Genomic DNA, 17,580 nt, shown 5'->3' with positions numbered 1-17,580 from the left:
TATGGGTACTTACGTTCCCAATTCTCTTGAAGAACAACAGGCTATTCTTGACTTTTTAGGCCTTGGTTCTTTAGAGGATTTATACTCCCATCTGCCTGAAGAGGTTAAGCTTAAAAAGCCGCTTAATTTACCTGAATCAAAATGCGAGCTTTCCGTAAGAAGGCAGATGGAGTCACTTGCCAACGAAAACGTTAGATTTAAAACAATATTCAGAGGAGCCGGCGCTTACAGGCATTATATCCCTGCCATCGTAAAAAGCGTAGCTTCCAAAGAAAAATTTGTTACAGCATATACACCTTACCAGCCTGAAATAAGCCAAGGTATCTTACAGTCTATCTTTGAATTCCAGACCATGATCAGCGAGCTTATGGGTATGGACGGAGCCAATGCTTCCGTTTATGACGGCGCAAGCGCCGCCGCCGAGGCCATCAGTATGTGTATTGAAAGAAAGAAAACGGTTGCTTACGTATCCGCAACTTCTCACCCGGACTATATCCGTACAATCAAAACTTACAGCTATGCCGCCAACAGGGAAGTTGTAATTGTTCCCGAAAAAGACGGAAAGACGGATATGGAATTCTTAAAGAACAATTTAAACGCTGAAAGCGCATGCGTATATATTCAGCAGCCAAACTTCTACGGAATCATAGAAGATGCCGCTGAAATAGGAGAAGTTACCCATGCAGCCGGAGCTAAATATATTATGGGTGTAAACCCCATATTTGCAGCTCTTTTAAAAACTCCCAGAGAATACGGTGCAGACATAGCCGTTGGAGAAGGCCAGCCCCTTGGTTTAAGCCTTGGCTTCGGCGGACCTTACCTTGGCTTTATGACATGCGTTAAGGATATGATCAGAAAGCTTCCCGGCCGTATCGCAGGCCAGACTACAGATATTGACGGAAAAAGAGCCTTTGTTCTTACACTTCAGGCAAGAGAACAGCATATCAGAAGAGAAAAAGCGTCTTCAAACGTATGCTCAAACCAAGCTCTTTGCGCCCTTACAGCAAGCGTTTATTTAAGCGCTATGGGTCCTGAAGGCATTAAAGAAGTTGCGGGACAGTCTGCCGCGTTAGCCCATTATGCAGCGAAGGAAATTTCCGCAATCCCAGGCTATGAATTAGTATACGACGGAGAATTCTTCCATGAGTTCGTTACGAAATGCCCTGTTTGCAGAGATAAGCTTTCCAAGAAGCTTGAAGAAAAGGGTATGCTCGGCGGATTAGCTCTTGATAACGCCGATGAGCGCCGTCTCTTATGGTGCTTTACAGAAATGAACACCAAGGCTGAAATTGACAGCCTTGTAGCAATATTAAAGGAGGGGGTATAGTTATGAAGCTTATATTTGAAAGAAGCAAGAACGGAAAAAGCTGCTGCATTATCCCTCCTTGCGAAGTGCCTTACCATGAGTTTGCAGAGGACACCCAAAGGAAAATTAAGCTTAATCTTCCTGAACTTACTGAAGGAGAGCTTTCAAGACATTATACAGAACTTGAAAAGAATACCTTCGGTGTAAACAGCGGATTTTATCCTCTCGGCTCCTGTACCATGAAATATAATCCCAAAATCAACGAGGACATCGCTTCTCTTCCTAATTTTGCGGATATTCATCCGTTACAGCCTGCCCATACGGTTCAGGGCTGCCTTAAAGCAATCAATTTAGCCGAGCAATACTTCTGCGAAATAACAGGTATGGACAATATGACTTTCCAGCCTGCCGCAGGCGCTCACGGTGAATTTGCAGGCCTTCTCTTAATCAAGAGATACCACGATAAAAACAATGACCATAAGAGAACTAAAATATTAGTTCCAGACACTGCCCACGGCACAAACCCGGCCAGCGTTACCATGGCCGGATTTAAAGCCGTAAGCATTCCTTCATCAGAAGACGGCACTGTGGATATGGAGGCCTTAAAGGCAGCTATAGGCGAAGATACAGCAGGCCTTATGCTTACAAATCCCAATACCCTTGGTATTTTTGAAAAGAATATCCTTGAGATGGAAAGGCTTGTTCATGAAGCAGGCGGCCTCGTTTACTACGACGGAGCAAACCTGAACCCCATTATGGGTGTGGCACGCCCCGGCGACATGGGCTTTGATATCGTTCATCTGAACCTTCATAAGACTTTCTCAACTCCTCACGGCGGCGGCGGCCCCGGAAGCGGACCTATCGGCTGCAAGGCGTTCCTTTCCGAATTCCTTCCTGTTCCTAAGGTAGTTGAAAAAGACGGCCTTCTTGAACTTAGCTACGATTTCCCTGAATCTATGGGTAGCGTTAAAGAGTTCTACGGTCATTTCCTTATTGTTATGAGAGCGTTAACCTATGCTATCACATTAGGAAGCGACGGCATCAGGTCCTCTGCTCAGAACGCAGTATTAAACGCAAATTACCTTATGAGAAACCTTGAAGACATTTACGATGTTGCTTATCCAGGAACCTGCATGCATGAATTTGTTTTAAGTCTTGAAAGACTTAAAAAGGAAACAGGCGTTTCCGCTATGGATATTTCCAAGGGAATCCTTGATTATGGCATGCATCCGCCTACAATGTACTTCCCGATTAATGTTCACGAGGCATTAATGGTTGAGCCTACTGAAACCGAGTCCAAAGAAACCCTTGATACTGTTATCAAGGTTTACAGAGAGCTTCATGAAAGAGCCCGCACAGACGCAGAATCTCTTCACGAAGCACCCCTTCATACGCAGGTAAGAAGGCTTGATGAGGTTACAGCTGCTAGAAATCCCATATTAAAATATGATTTTGAAGCGTAATATCAGATAAATAGCTTATTCTTTTCCGGCAGGCCGGAGCATAGCTTTTATGCTCAAAGCCCTGCCGGAAAGTTTAAGCAAACCTTCGGGGGGCAGGATATGATAGACAATATAAAATACTATATAGCCGATAATACCATGCCATATAAGAATCTTGCCATGGAGGAGTACTTGCTGGACAGCGTCGAAGAAAACCAGTGTATTTTGTATCTTTGGCAGAACAGGCACACGGTCGTTATAGGAAAAAATCAAAATGCCTATAAGGAGTGCAGGGTAGAGGCCCTCAGAGGTGACGGGGGTTTTCTTGTACGCAGATTAAGCGGCGGCGGAAGCGTATTCCACGATTTAGGCAATTTAAATTTTACATTTCTGATTAGGGACAGGCATTATGATGTTTCGAGGCAGCTTTCAGTTATTCAGAGAGCTGTGAGAAAATTTGGGCTTAATGCCGAGAAATCAGGAAGAAACGATATATGCATAGACGGACGTAAGTTTTCCGGAAATGCCTTCTATAAAAGAGGGGACCACTGCTATCACCACGGCACCATACTTATCAATGCCGATATGCAGAATATGAGTAAATATCTCAACGTATCTCAGGACAAGCTTAAAGCAAACAGTGTAAGCTCCGTTAAAAGCAGGGTAATCAACTTGAAAGAGCTTAACGATGAGGTTAACGTAGAAAATATTACAGAAGCCCTTGTTGAAGCCTTTGGAGAAGAATACGGCCTTACGCCTGAAAAAATAGAAAAAAGCCAAGTAGATGAAACAATCATACAGGCGCTTACAGATAAATTTTCTTCTGAAGAATTTATTTTCGGCAGAAATATGAAAGCAGACTATGAGATAAAGAACAGGTTCAAATGGGGCGGAATAGACCTTTGCTTTAAGATTTCAGGCGACAAAATAGAGGACGTTATGATATATTCCGATTCCATGGAATGGGATTTTAAAGATGAGCTTGAAGAAGCCTTTAAGAATATAGGCTTTTCAAAAAAAGAGCTTATAAAAAGCCTTGAAGGCATAAAGGAAAGTCTTAATTCCGAAATTTACGAGGATTTGCATGAATTAATTTCCCAGCAGGATATTTAAGGGGGCAAACATGAAGGATTATGATTTAGTTGTTATTGGGGCAGGACCTGGGGGTTATGTGGCGGCCATCAGAGGCGCTCAGAAGGGCCTTAAGGTAGCCGTTATCGAATATGATAAAACAGGCGGAACGTGCTTAAACAGGGGCTGTATCCCTACGAAAAGCATTATGCATTCGTCTCATTTATATAAAGAGATTTTAAACAGTGAAGAATATGGCATCCTAGCTTCAAACGTAGGCTATGATATAGATAAAATATATGACAGGAAAAACGGCATCGTAGAAAGCCTTAGAAACGGCGTTGAGCAGCTTTTTAAGGCCCATAAAATAGACCATTATAAGAAAAAGGCCTCGATAAAGGATAAAAACACCGTTATCGTAAGAGGAGACGGGGAAGAAGAAACCCTTAACACAAAATATATTATCATCGCAACAGGCTCAAAGCCTACGCCTCTTCCCGGCACAATGATGAACCATAAAAACGTATTCGACAGCGACGAAGCCCTTGCAGAAAAAGGCAAGATATATAAGCGTATCGTTATTGTAGGCGGCGGCGTAATTGGTGTTGAATTTGCTTCTATCTATAATGCCCTTGGCTGTGAAGTAAGCATTATCGGTTCCCGTCCACAGCTTCTCAGAAGGCTTGACAGGGAGATTTCCCAGAACACTGCCATGATTTTCAAAAAGAGGGGCATAAAAGTATTCACCCCTGCAAGAGTTCAGGAAATCCTTGAAGAAAACGATGAATTAATCTGTAAAGTATCCTATAAGGACGCTATAGAAGAAATAAGATGTGACGGCGTTCTCGTTTGTGTAGGCAGAAAGCCCGTTACAGAAGGTCTTTTTGAAGATGGCTTCTCCGTAGAGCTTGAAAACGGCTTTGTTAAGATAAACGAAAATCTTCAGACAAATTTTGAAAATATCTACGCCATTGGCGACTGCACCGACGGAACATTCCTTGCTCATGCGGCTTCCGCACAGGGAATTAATGCCGTTAGCCACATTGTAGGAGAAGAACCTCCTATGGACTTAAACGCTATTCAGTCCTGTGTATACGGAGATCCTGAAATCGCTCAGGTGGGTATGACTGCCGACGAAGCGAAAGAAAAGGGCATCGAAGTAAAAGTAGGAAAATACGTTATGACAAATAACGGCAGGACTATGATTGCAAACGAAGACAGAAGCTTTATTAAGCTTGTTTTTGATGCCGAAACAGAAGTTATTTTAGGCGCCCAGCTTATGTGCTCAAGAGCCACTGATTTAATCAGCGAACTTTCCGTAGCCATTGTCAATAAGCTTACGGCAGAAGAAATTGCCTCTGTGATTCACCCGCACCCTACATTTACAGAAGGTGTTACAGAAGCCGTAGAAGATATTTTCGGCCTTGCCGTGCATATGATGCCGAAGCGGAAATAAATAAAAAAGAGCTTCTATAAGAAGCTCTTTTTTCATGCAAAGCTATTTATTTGTATTACATAGTTTTAGAATGTTTTATTTATAGTAAATTAACTATGAAAAAGCAGCAAAAGTCTATCCGGCAGGCTTGTCGTTATCAAACAAAAACAAGTTTGATAAAGCTAAGAAAATCCTGACTTAAGAAAGGGATACAGGCTTATGTCTGTACTTTTTTCCAAGTTTACTTCGTATAAAAACACGGATTTTCTTCGGAAATACAGTTAAATTGCCTTTATACTGCAATAGATACAGGGTTTTCATATATAAAATCAAATAAAGGCAGTTTCATAAAAGGCCATTTATTCTATTTCTTTTAAAACATATTTTTGAGCCTGCAGAAATATATGGCCTTGCTGCTGGTTAACTTTAAATTTATTATATACAAAGCAAGATGAAAATTACACAAGCGTAAGGTTCTTAGCGGTTTTTTATCTTCGCTTCTTCTTATAGTTTATAAATATCTTTTTATCTTTATAAACTTATAGAAACAAAGGAGACATTGCTAGGAATTGCACCTAATGTTATAATTATGAAGCAACCTACGGGCGGTTGGCTTACCCTTGTGAAAGGGGGTGAGCAATTATATGACAATCTATGAAACGTTAACGTTAATGATAGCGTTTGCTGTTCTAGTGATTCATGTAATAAATACAAAAAAATAACCGCCCCACTTAGCTAAGGTCCGGTTATTTTAAAGTAACACTAAGATAATTGAGCCAACCGCTTAGGGTTGCACTGAGTATCAATGTTCCCGCATTGGTACTCTTTTATTTTTATCTTATTCTATGTTTATTATACGCTAAAAGACTACAAAAATCAAATTCATATTCTTTATTTTACAGATTTATAATCTTAATACTAAAAATTTAATTGCAGGAGATTATATAGTCAATTTACTTTTATTCCGGCTCTATTACCGCAGCCCGAAATGCATGAAACAAAGCAAAAGTAAATTGACAAGAGTCTTTTTTAATGCCTCTGCTAAATATACGAAAATTAACTTGATGAGATTTTTAGCAGAAGGGTTCCATATATTACAGCAATTTGCTTGAATAAGGAAATATCAAATTATCGGCTGTTTTTACAAATTGCTGTAAAAGTTTGGACTTAATTAGATTACTCAAAAGCCTTTCTATTTTAATAAATCTTTTCCACAGTAGTTCCGTTATAGAAATGGGATAGGATGTCATTAAAGGCATATCCTTCGTCTACCATGCCCTTTACCCCTGTTTGGCTCATGCCTACGCCGTGGCCGTTTCCGCCGCCGTAGAAATTAACGTATTTTATGGTGCCGTCTTCGAGGGTCATTCTTTCCATGGTGAAAAAGGCACTTGGCATAAGGGAATAATCGGCTATTTGGGTATTGTTATGCCTTTCTATAATGATGCTTTTTTCTCCTTCGATATATTGCTTTGGACGGATAAGGCTTCTTATATTATATTCAGTGCTTACGAGAATGGTATTTTTGTCTCCTGTAAACTTCATGGTCATGATATTTCCACTTTGGCCTCTTTCAGTAACTTCGATATTCAGAAGCTTGCCGATGGTTTCAACAGGCCTGCTTTTATAGCTTCCGTCCGGCTGCAGGGTTTTTACAAGCTTCGGCTTATCCGCATAGATTTGTGAGAGATTTGCATTGATGGAAGCCTCTATTTCTTCTCTTGTCATAGTAACCTTCCATCTGAACCAGTCGGAAAAGGAGTCGTGGGCTTTAACATCTGTTGATTTGAAAAACTTTGCGGCATTTTCTTCCTTGGATAAATCCCCGTAATCTCCTTGGGTATATTGCTTTACAGAGGCTAAATAGGGTGTTGTATCAGAGGGGAATTCCTTTGTAACAGAATTCATCCATACTTCTCCGTTATTTGCTGTTATGCCGCTGCTGGTGGAGAAGAAATTGGCGCTGATGACTGCGTTTTGATATTTCAGAACCTGCCCTTCCGTTTCCTTTACAGCCTGAATGGAAAGGGGTGTTTCAGCTACATTATTATATACCTGGCTTATAACCGAATCGCATACGTTTGCGCCGTATTCGTGGAAGTGATTGGCGTAAAACTGATTATAGGCATAGCTTCTTGCCGTAACAGCCTGAACCTTAAGAGCTTCGAGGCCATAGGAATTGGGCATTTCACTTGGAACAACAGAATATAAATATTCTTCCAAAGGAAGCTCATTGATGATGACAAGGCCGTTTTCATAAGGTGAAACTTCCATCTTTCCTCTATATACAGGAATGGAGCCGGAACGGCTTATGCTTTCCAAGGAAATACGTCCGTCTTCCACAGGCTCTGCATAGGCGATTGCCTTAAAGGCGTCGGAAGGGGATAAAGTGAACTTTTCATTGGGACCGTATTCTTTTTTCTCGCCGTTTAAGGTGACTGAAAGGCCTTTTGTACCTGACAGAACTACGTCTTTATGATAAAAAGAGGAAAAATCGCTTGTTTTTATTGCAACCCTTATGCTTAAAGGCTCTGGGATTTTATTGATAACGGCGGCTTCAACAAAGCCGTTTTTTAAGAAAAATCCTGCAAGGTCCGTACCTACTGTAAGGTCCTTTATTTTCTTCCACTTTACAGGGCCGTCGGTTAGGGAATATACTTTAAAATCGTCGCTTAATTTAAGCCTTCCTTTTTCTGAAAGATAAAGCTCTTCAGAGGATACGGATTTTATTGTTCCTTCTATTTTTTCTTCAATAAGTTCAAAATCAAGAATCGTGTTTCCTGATACTTTTATATTGCATATTTTTCCGGCAGGTTCTTTCAGCGAGTTTTTATAATTGTATTCTCTTTCTGCTCCTCCGCAGAATATAAGCAAACTGTCGGAAGATGCGCTTACGATATAGGCGTTTTTTATTACCGGTGTTTCTTCGGATATAGCAGAAGCGGCAATAATTTCATTATCCTTTATAAGAACCCTTATTTTCTTATCGATAAAGGTATCAAGGACTATGCCGTCACAGGAGAACGGCCCTTTATCTGTGATTACATATCCTTCGGGAAGGATAGAATTACTTCCGCTTGTTACAAGGGGGATAATAAATTCCTCCTGTATTTCAAAAAAGCTCATGAGGCTTTCTTCTCCTGCCATAGCTTTTAATGTCTCTTCATAAAGCCTGCACCACAGAGCATAGGAGATGGCTTTGTCCTTATTTTCTTCATCTATTTTTATTTTTATATTGTTCTGGGGATTTATTTTGTCCAAAAGATTTTGTGCTTCCGTTATAGTAAGGGAATCTTCGGGGCGAAGGCCAACCTCATCCTCAGGAATAAATCCTTCTATAACAGAAAGATTCATATATTTATCATACCAATAAGACGGTGAAGTGTCGGCGGCCTTTATTTCCCTGTCGGCAGTTTTTATTTCGTTAAGGTCATTAAACATAAATACAGCCATTTTTGCCGCAAGCCCCCTGGAGACTGGCATAGCGTCTCCTATAGCTAAATCATTGTCATATTCATTTTCTCCCGCAGGCGTATTATTAGGCTGGGACTCTTGATTTTTCTCCGTCTCGGTGGGTAAAGCTTCTTTTTCTGCAGATTTGCAGCCGGTAAACAGAAAAATAAATAAAATAATAAAAATATAAAGCTTTAGCTTTTTCATCTTAAACCTCCTGTTTGTAAAAGGTTGACGCTTTTTCACAATGTTTTAAAAAATTGGATTAATTGTATATGTAAGCCTGTACAAGAAAGTATATGAGAAAAGAAAAGGATATATTCTATACTATAGTAAATTTAAAGTTAAACAGCAGCAAAGCCGTATATGCACACAGGCTTAAAAATGTACCGTTTCCGAAGGAAATCCGTGTTTTTGGGCCTGATGGGAATAGGTTTTTGCTGCTTCTTTATATGAAATTTACTATAAATGAAAATTAAGAGCCATACTTTAATTCACATGAAATACTAATACAGTCAATTTGCTTTTGAGATGTTTAAAAACAGAATATATAGTAAATTTGAAGTTAAACAGTAACAAAACCGTATATTCGCAAAGATTCAAAAATGTACCGTTTCCAAAGGAAATCCGTATTTTTGAATCCGTAGTGAATAGGTTTTGGTTACTTCTTTATAAGAAATTTGCTTTAGTATAAACCCTGTAAAAATAAAAAAGCCTTAGCTTTACGCATAAGGTTTTTTATACCCAAGGTGCCGGTCCTATAATTTTGACACCTAGCAAACGCTAGGTGGGCGCCCGCAAACTATTTTCCGGCTTCCGCTGCCCAAAGGGAATTATCTTGCGGCCTGTCGTAGGATAGTCAATGGTAAGGCTCCCTTATGAGAACTGTAGGTTCAAAATAATAGGTTATCGCACACCTCAGGAGTAGAATATATTATAATATATTTTTTTGCGTATTACAAGTACAGCTCTTCCATAAAACGTGGCAAATACAGGTAACAAGTATCAAAAAGTACATTTTTAGGCCGGTTCTTACATAACATAAAGAAGAAAAAATTTGAATATTTAGAGAATATGGACATAAAAACAGGCTAAACTATGAATAAATGTATCGGCAAAGCCTGGATTTACGGTAATATATTTATATAAATATACGTATTTCAAATTATATTAAAAATTATTTTTATAAAATTAAAAAATTAATCTTTACTGAAAAGCTCTTTAACAAATAGAAGAGTAATGCCAAGGGCTACGAATACGTCTGCTATATTAAATATAGGGGCCTTTTTGTATTTAACGTAAAGAAAATCAGTAACTTCTTTTTTAAAAATCCTGTCGTATATATTCCCAAGGCCGCCGCCAAGGACCATTGCTAAAGAAGCCTTCGTAAGGCTGCTTTTTCCGTTTTTTAAGGCATCAAAAAACAGCTTGGAAAGAATCACTAAAGAGCCTATGGAAGATAAGAGCAGCAGGCCTCTGTTTTCAGAAAGCATTCCGTAGGCAGCCCCTTTATTCTTTATATGGGTAATGTAAAATTTGTTTTTAATTACCTCAATTTGCTGCCCTTCCTTGATGCGTTTGGAGATAATATGCTTACTTAGCATATCAAGAACGAATATTATTGCCAAAATCAATAGAAATATCATGTAAAAAACCCCCTTATACTTAATTGTATTTAAAAAAGGACGAAAATACAAGTTATGGTTGTAAAAAAAATTTTGAAATATTATAATTATAGTATAGTTAACAAAGATTAAAGCTTTTTTGCTAACTAATAATAAAGCTTGAGGTAAAAATGGTTTAAAAGCTTATATTTATCTAGTTTTTCATTTTTGCCGTCTAAATAAATTTTTAACAAAATATATTTATCTGTGCAGGCAATCTGATTATATACTTCAACCACAGTATATAAAAGGATAAGAACATTTGTCATCAATTAATTCAACATAATAATTATTTATCTGAAAGGAGCAACACTATGGCATTAGTAACAACGTCTAAAATGTTTGAAAAGGCATTTGAGGGAAAATATGCTATCGGCGCATTCAATATCAATAATATGGAGATTATACAGGCAATTACGAGAGCTGCAAAAGCTCAGAATTCAGCTGTTATCCTTCAGGTTTCAAAATCTGCGCTTAAGTTTGCAGGCCCGGGATATTTAAAGGGCATGGTAGACGCGGCAGTAGCTGAAACAGGTATTGATATAGCGCTTCACCTTGACCACGGCCCAGATCTTGAAACAGTTAAAGAATGTATTGAAGCAGGATTTACTTCCGTTATGTTCGACGGCTCTCATTTTGATTATGAAACAAATGTTGCAAAAACAAAAGAGGTTGTGGATTATGCCCATGCAAGAGGCGTAGTTGTTGAAGCAGAGCTTGGACAGCTTGCAGGCATAGAGGACGATGTTAATGTTGCCCATGAAAACGCTACCTTTACAGACCCTGATCAGGCGGTAGATTTCGTTAAGAGAACAGGGGTAGATTCTCTTGCTGTTGCCATCGGTACAAGCCACGGCGCATATAAGTTTAAAGGTGAAGCAAGGCTTGATTTCGACAGGCTTGCAAAAATCACAGAGAAGCTTGAAGCCGAAGGCTTTAGAAATTATCCTATCGTACTTCACGGCGCTTCCGCAGTTGACGCTAAAAGCGTAGAAATCTGCAATCAATACGGCGCACAAATTGACGGCGCAAAGGGCGTTCCAAATGATATGTTAAGAAAAGCATGCTCTATGGCCGTATGCAAAATCAACATGGATACAGACCTTCGTCTTGGCATGACCGCCGCCGTTAGAAGATACTTAGCTGAAAATCCAAAGGGCTTCGACCCAAGAGGATATTTAGGTGACGCAAGAACTTATCTTCAGGAGCTTGTTGAAGGAAAAATCAAAGATGTTTTAGGCTCTACGGATTCTATGAACTAAGAATATATAAAAAAGGGAGACAAATTTGTCTCCCTTTTTTTGTACTTATTTTCTAACCCCTTTTTTCTTATGGGCGGTAATTACTGTGAAGCTATGGGCGTTTACGGTTAAAACAAAATCATCGATAGAGATATACCAATTCTTCCCCTTTCGGGTGATATTATCTGCAAATTGGATTTTTTGCCTGCACCATTCTATAATATCTTGGTTCTCCAGCTTTAAATTTTTCCTTATCCGCTCACAGCCTAATTCTGTTGTATGTACTTTATCAATGTTTCCGAGCAAATCCTCATTTGTCTCTTTTTCATCTGATTTTAAGGAAGATGAAGCATTTAAAAATTCCTTTGATTTCTCAAAATATAAATCCCTATAAATATTATAGGCTTCCTTATAGGAAGAGAGAATTTCATTTCGGCCTTCTTCCGTAAGAAGATAAATCCCCGTTTTCTTTTTTTCAAACCAGCCGTAAAAGTTTTTATAAAACATATTGGAAGTTTCCGCTTGAGTAAAGCCGAATTCCCTTAAACGTTTAGGGCTTGTTTCTCCTTCTTCGTTTATGATGACGGCGGCGTAAATGCACTTTTCCCGGTAAGCTGTCATAAGCTTTGTATTGCTTACGCCGCCTTTATTCATATCCGAAAGCCTTTTGCTCAGTTCATTTTTTACAGCCTTTGTTTTAACTGCGTTTTTAGGCCTTGGCAGAGCTTCCGGCTCATGGTGGACAATAAGTTCATTGGTCCGGGATTTCACCGTTATAAAGCCGATATTAAGCTTCTTGGCTATATAGAGGATCCTGCCGAAGTCTTTCCTGTTCCATTTCAAAGAGGGAAGGGCCATATAGACCTTATCCGCCATTTTCTGCCGGTCTATAAGCTGAAATAAAAGTTTTGTATTGAACCCCTTCTTAAGTTCAATCACAATCAGTTCGTCATCTTTGATGGCGGCAATGTCGCAGTCTTTTACTTCTCCTCTTACTTTATATCCCATGGAAGCAAAATGATTTTTCACCGGTTCATATAAATCGGCTTCCGTCCTAATTTTACTCATTTATTTTAAATGCTTATCCATCCATGAGGTTAATTCAAGAAGCCTTCTCTCTCTGTGGTCCGGCTTTCCTGAACGGGAAAGCTCATGGTTTTCTCCGTGGAAGATAAATATTTTGCTTTCTACGCCTCTTAATTTTACGGCGGTAAACATCTGATAGGCTTCCCATATGCCGCAGCGGAAATCCTCGTCGGAATGGAGAAGGAGAAGGGGCGTTTTCACATTTTCGGCGAATTTCAAAGGAGACATATCCCATACCTGTTTTGGATTGTTCCAAGCGTCAGCCCTCGCTTGATCCGTATCAAAATAATAGCCGATATCGCTTGTATAGGTAAGGCTCATCCAGCTGGCAATGCTTCTCTGGCTTGCGGCGGCCTTAAATCTATGGGTGTGGCCGATAATCCAGTTTGTCATATAGCCTCCGTAGGAACCGCCGGTAACGCCAAGGCGGTTTTCGTCGATGGCAGGATATTTTTTAAGCATTTCATCGGTGAAAAGCATAATGTCTTCGTAATCTACGGTGCCGTAAATGCCTCTGATATTGGCAAAATCATTGCCCTTACCGTCGCTTCCCCTTGGATTGGAGAATATAACGAAATAGCCTTCGCTTGCCCAATACTGCATTTCATGGAAGTAAATATCGCCGTAAGCCGCCTTGGGTCCGCCGTGGATATTTAAAATACAGGGATATTTTTTGTTTTCATCATAATCTTTGGGGAGCAGAGCCCAGCCGTCGATTTCATAACCGTCCTTATCGGTAAATACATGGTGGACAGGCTTTGAATAATACCGTTCTTCCTTAACCCATGCATTGAATTTACTTATTTTTTCAAGGTCATTCTGCTTAATTTCATAAATTTCCTGAAGATGATCCTTAAAGAAGCCTGCCAAAGCAATGCCCTCATGGGAAATGTCGAAAAAGTCGATGCTGCCTTTAAAATCTGTTATTTTTTCAATGGATTTTTGCTCCAAATCAAGCTTATATAAATCTGTATAGTGATTATCAAGAGATATAAAATAAAGCGCTCCGTTATACTCCTTAAAGGAGTTTCCGCCTCCTAAGCGGCAGTCAGAGCCTGGAAGGGAGCCTACGGATTTCCCGAATTTTGACAGCAGCTCTACATTTTTATTTATATCCACGCAGTAGAAATCCGGGTCTTCCACAGTACCGAAAAGCTTTCTTTCGCTTGCGGCAAATACGATTTTATCCTTTATAAAATCAATGGCGCTGATATAATATTTAAGCCCTACAAGGTTTAGCGTTTCTTTCTTCTCGATATCATATAAATTAATTTCGCTTCTTTGGTCCATAATATCTTCATATTCCAAGCCTGTATGAAGAATATATTTTTTGCAGGGAGAGAGGGCAAATTTATTTGTATTATATAAATTGCCTGTAATAGGGGTTAAATTACCCTTTTCATATATGTAAAGCCTTGACCGCATCTTATTAATGAAGCCTTTTCCGTTAAAATAGAAAGGAAGCTCATCTACCACTTTATAATCCTGCTCTTTTTTAAACTCTTTCAGGAGCTTAGATTTTTCAAAATCATCTTTTCCTGAAAGATCGGGATAGGCATTATTAAAAACAGCCGAGATAAGATATTTTTCATCACCTAAAGGAAGGATATCCGCTGCCTTTAAATTGACATCAAATAAATGAGCGGCTTCTCCGCCTTTTACAGATATTTTATAAAAGGAACTGATCTCCTCTCCTTCTTTTATCCGGTTTTTTATTTTTTCATCTCTTATTTCTGAAAAAATTATATTTTCATCGTCAAGCCATTCAAAAAAGCCTACGTTGCCTTTTGGTTCTGTTAAGGGGATGATTTCCTTTTGGCTGTTGCATAAATATACTGCAGAGTGATATGAATTTTCCTTAGAAGCGGATTTTACTATAAAAGCGTAGCTTTTGCCTGATGGAGAATATTTAAGCCGAGACAAATACTTAAAAAGCTTCATGTCATCAATTAAAACCTTTTCCATAAAAATACTCCCTTCTTTTAATTAGGGCTTGTTTGTAAAATCAAAACTCTAGTTTATTTTGCCTAAAAGGTATGCCTTCTTCGTTGAAAATCCTCAAGATATGCCGTACAGGTTTACCCAGGGTAAACCTGAAGCTGCACTTTTAGCATTATGCTAAAAGTGTATGGCATGCTATCTCTGCGGTTTTCTCCTCGAATTCACACTTTTTTGCAAACAATACTTTTTCAGCTTTACAGCTGAAAAATGTATTTCTGCTGTAAAATAATAAATAGACTTTCATTTATTTATTATTTTTGTCGGTTTCTCTATTTACAAACAATGCCTAATATAATCTACTTACAAGTTTATAATATTTAATGCCCCTTAGCAATAGCTAAAGGGCATTAAATATAGTACACATGTAAGAAAACATTTATAGTAAATTTAAAATTAAACGGGAGCAAAATCATATATTTACATAGGCTCAAAATGTAGCGTTTCTAAAGGAAATCTATATTTTTTGAGTCTGAAGTAAATAGGTTTTGTTACTTTATTTATGAGAAATTTACTATATGCTTCCCGAAAACAGGTTTCCGTAAAATTACTAAAGAAAAAGCTATAGGATTTCAAGAGATTTTTTCTGTATTTGGATAATTTCATCGTTTCCTATTTTGGCAAGCTTTAATATTTCATGAAGCTCCTCCATGGAAAAGGTATTGTTTTCTCCCGTTCCCTGAATCTCCGCAAAGCGCCCGTCTTCTGTCATAATAGCGTTAAAATCCACATCGGCAGAAGAATCCTCTTCATAGCATAAATCAAGCATGGGAACTTTATTGACGATGCCGATGCTTACGGCAGAAACAAACTGCTTTATGGGGTTTTCCAGAAGGATTCCCTTATCCATAAGCTTTATACAGGCATCATAAAGGGCCACAAAGCCTCCCGTTATGGAAGCACATCTTGTTCCGCCGTCTGCCTGGATAACGTCGCAGTCTATGATGATGGAAATATCTTTTAATTTGCTTAAATCGGCACCGGCCCTTAAAGAGCGGGCTATGAGTCTTTGGATTTCAACGGAGCGGGGGCTTTTTTTAAGCTTTGCAATGTCCCGCTGGTTTCTTGTGGCGGTAGCCCCGGGAAGCATGGAATATTCCGCGCTTATCCAGCCTTGCTCCTTTCCTATGAGAAAAGGCGGAACTTTTTCTTCAACTGTTGCGGTACATATAATTTTTGTATTTCCCCATTCTATCAATACCGAGCCTTCGGGATAGAGCAAATAATTTCTTGTAATATTTATTTTTCTAAGTTCGTCGTTTCTTCTGTTGTCAGAACGCATTGGTCTGCCTCCTTAATAATAAGCCCTTCGACAAGAGCGTTTGTCTGATTGTCTATTAATAAGGTTACTTTGCCTACCCCTTCTATGTCAAGGGCTGTTTTTACGATTTGATCCCTGAGGATAGTTTCATAAAAGCTTCCGCCGCCGTAATTGAGTATTTCAGAAGATACCGTAAGGGTGAGCAAATCATCTTTTATATCAGCGTTCAAGGCTCTTGTCCCTTCAGGAAACTTATATAGGTTGGCATTTTCCGTGCCTTTAAAAAGCATGTTGAAAATAAGGCAGATGCTTTTTTCTGTGATTTCATCTTTTAGTTCAAGGCTTTCTCTATAAAAGTAGGCCTCATTTTCTTCGTCGTAGGCAATGTAAAAGGCATTCAGCTCTTTTGCATAGACCCTTTGAGGAAATATAAAAAGCAGCAATATAAGAATTATAATTATAATTTTGGGTATATTCATGGCAGACCTCCTTGATTCCATTTTATTCCATTTAATAAACTCTTCACAAGAAAAATTGTCCAACATATAATTACATAATTTTTTCCATAAGACAGAATCAGGCAAATTTTTTTATTTCTCTTGGTATTATTGCTTTTCTTGTATATAATTAAGCATATGGGAATTTAACGGAAAATATGTGCAGGGAGGTATCAATTTGGCCCCATCTTATAATAAAGGCAGTGTATATATGCTTAAGCTTATTTTTAACGGAGCGCTTGAGCCTTGGGAGTGTTTTGAAAAGCTTTTTAGAACTTTGGATATGAAAAGGCTTAACGGCGCAGGCATTACGGGAGTAACAAGAAAGGGCGTTACTCATGAAAAAATGCATTACGTGAAAATAAAAAGCAAGGATTTTGAGCTTCTGAACGAAGCCGCGGAAATAATTAAATCCACAGATGAAATGATGGAGCATATTCTTTATAAAGAAATAGAAGTAAGCCCTTACAGAAGCGAGAAGGGCGAGATGCTTCTTGCTTCCATTGAAAACAGTTGTCTTAAACAGGAATCTAAAGGCCTCGACGCCCCAGTAAAAGGCTATGAGGAAGCAAAAAATAAAGGGCTTTTTGAAACGAGCGTTTCGTTTAAAGAAATTCCTTGTGAGTTTTGCGGCTCGGACACAAAGGGTTTTGGGTTTTGCCCTTCCTGCGGAAAGCAGGTAAAGCACATCAGCTTCAATGATTTTTTTATCCTTGGGGCAATGACGGGCTATCTTGTTATTTTAACGGTAATTTCCTTAAAAAATATATGGCCTCTGCCTTGGGACAGCTATAAAATAATATTTACAGGGATTTCCCTTTTAAGGGCTGCAGGCTATTTATCAGGGCTTGTGTTTACATATAATTATAGGAAAATAGGCTATTATATTCTTTTAGGCACAAAAATAGCCGACTCCTTTATCAGAATGACGGCTTTCGGAACGAATTTCATGGGCTTTGCCCTTGAAACGGCAGGCACATTGATATTTATTTATATCATCAAATGGATTGTTGAAAAGCATCTGCCTTATATGAGAAAATATTAAAAGCAAAACAATCTTGAGACAGCATCCTTCTGTGAAATTTACTATATAAGGGAACGTTCACCTGAAGCTTTTACAACAGCT

Annotated in this window: 13 protein-coding genes and 1 other RNA gene; 7 read left to right on the top strand and 7 right to left on the bottom strand. The window is 38.8% G+C overall.

The window, feature by feature from the left end; all coding sequences use genetic code 11:
• The first annotated feature begins 1 nt into the window (after nucleotide 1).
• The 5 genes from gcvPA to NBX03_RS16215 all read left to right on the top strand — a co-directional run bounded on the left by gcvPA (nucleotide 2) and on the right by NBX03_RS16215 (nucleotide 5,976).
• Complete coding sequence (gene gcvPA / locus NBX03_RS12610; RefSeq protein ID WP_250228119.1) at nucleotides 2-1,327, top strand: aminomethyl-transferring glycine dehydrogenase subunit GcvPA; 1,326 nt, start codon at nucleotides 2-4, stop codon at nucleotides 1,325-1,327.
• A 2-nt stretch (nucleotides 1,328-1,329) separates the two neighbouring features.
• Complete coding sequence (gene gcvPB, locus NBX03_RS12605) at nucleotides 1,330-2,769, top strand: aminomethyl-transferring glycine dehydrogenase subunit GcvPB (RefSeq protein WP_250228118.1); 1,440 nt, start codon at nucleotides 1,330-1,332, stop codon at nucleotides 2,767-2,769.
• A 99-nt stretch (nucleotides 2,770-2,868) separates the two neighbouring features.
• On the top strand, nucleotides 2,869-3,861 hold the full coding sequence (locus NBX03_RS12600; RefSeq protein WP_250228117.1) for a lipoate--protein ligase: 993 nt from the start codon (nucleotides 2,869-2,871) through the stop codon (nucleotides 3,859-3,861).
• A gap of 10 nt (nucleotides 3,862-3,871) precedes the next feature.
• A complete protein-coding gene (gene lpdA / locus NBX03_RS12595) occupies nucleotides 3,872-5,275 on the top strand; it encodes a dihydrolipoyl dehydrogenase (RefSeq protein WP_250228116.1) in 1,404 nt (467 codons plus the stop codon).
• A gap of 623 nt (nucleotides 5,276-5,898) precedes the next feature.
• Nucleotides 5,899-5,976 carry a putative holin-like toxin gene (locus NBX03_RS16215; RefSeq protein ID WP_408628566.1) on the top strand — a complete coding sequence of 26 codons (78 nt, stop codon included), beginning with the start codon at nucleotides 5,899-5,901 and terminating at the stop codon, nucleotides 5,974-5,976.
• 475 nt (nucleotides 5,977-6,451) lie between these two features.
• Here the strand turns inward: NBX03_RS16215 and NBX03_RS12590 are convergent, their stop codons facing one another.
• The 3 genes from NBX03_RS12590 to lspA form a co-directional block, all read right to left on the bottom strand.
• On the bottom strand, nucleotides 6,452-8,914 hold the full coding sequence (locus tag NBX03_RS12590; protein ID WP_250228115.1) for a SpoIID/LytB domain-containing protein: 2,463 nt from the start codon (nucleotides 8,912-8,914) through the stop codon (nucleotides 6,452-6,454).
• Between the two features lie 530 nt (nucleotides 8,915-9,444).
• A non-coding RNA gene (ssrS, locus tag NBX03_RS12585) (6S RNA) lies at nucleotides 9,445-9,635 on the bottom strand.
• 271 nt (nucleotides 9,636-9,906) lie between these two features.
• A complete protein-coding gene (lspA, locus tag NBX03_RS12580; protein ID WP_250228114.1) occupies nucleotides 9,907-10,353 on the bottom strand; it encodes a signal peptidase II in 447 nt (148 codons plus the stop codon).
• A 332-nt stretch (nucleotides 10,354-10,685) separates the two neighbouring features.
• Here lspA and NBX03_RS12575 point away from each other — a divergent pair, with 332 nt between their 5' ends.
• On the top strand, nucleotides 10,686-11,633 hold the full coding sequence (locus NBX03_RS12575) for a class II fructose-bisphosphate aldolase (RefSeq protein ID WP_250228113.1): 948 nt from the start codon (nucleotides 10,686-10,688) through the stop codon (nucleotides 11,631-11,633).
• 45 nt (nucleotides 11,634-11,678) lie between these two features.
• On the opposite strand, the gene NBX03_RS16250 is transcribed toward NBX03_RS12575, so the two are convergent.
• The 4 genes from NBX03_RS16250 to NBX03_RS12555 form a co-directional block, all read right to left on the bottom strand.
• Nucleotides 11,679-12,680, bottom strand: a complete 1,002-nt coding sequence (locus tag NBX03_RS16250; RefSeq protein WP_250228112.1) for a DUF2161 family putative PD-(D/E)XK-type phosphodiesterase — start codon at nucleotides 12,678-12,680, stop codon at nucleotides 11,679-11,681.
• Nucleotides 12,681-14,663 (bottom strand): alpha/beta hydrolase family protein, encoded by a 1,983-nt coding sequence (locus NBX03_RS12565; protein WP_250228111.1) that lies wholly within the window; start codon nucleotides 14,661-14,663, stop codon nucleotides 12,681-12,683. It lies immediately after the preceding gene.
• Nucleotides 14,664-15,258: 595 nt separating this feature from the next.
• Entirely contained in the window at nucleotides 15,259-15,978 is a 720-nt protein-coding gene (rph, locus tag NBX03_RS12560; RefSeq protein WP_250228110.1) for a ribonuclease PH, read from the bottom strand.
• A complete protein-coding gene (locus tag NBX03_RS12555; protein ID WP_250228109.1) occupies nucleotides 15,936-16,436 on the bottom strand; it encodes a GerMN domain-containing protein in 501 nt (166 codons plus the stop codon). The genes rph and NBX03_RS12555 overlap by 43 nt, the downstream gene beginning before the upstream one ends.
• 196 nt (nucleotides 16,437-16,632) lie before the next feature.
• Between NBX03_RS12555 and NBX03_RS12550 the strand changes: the two genes are divergently transcribed.
• Complete coding sequence (locus tag NBX03_RS12550; protein ID WP_250228108.1) at nucleotides 16,633-17,499, top strand: hypothetical protein; 867 nt, start codon at nucleotides 16,633-16,635, stop codon at nucleotides 17,497-17,499.
• Nucleotides 17,500-17,580 lie beyond the last annotated feature (81 nt).

The organism is Anaeropeptidivorans aminofermentans, assembly GCF_940670685.1.
Lineage (GTDB): Bacteria > Bacillota > Clostridia > Lachnospirales > UBA5962 > Anaeropeptidivorans > Anaeropeptidivorans aminofermentans.
This window is presented reverse-complemented; position numbering and strand designations above follow the sequence as displayed.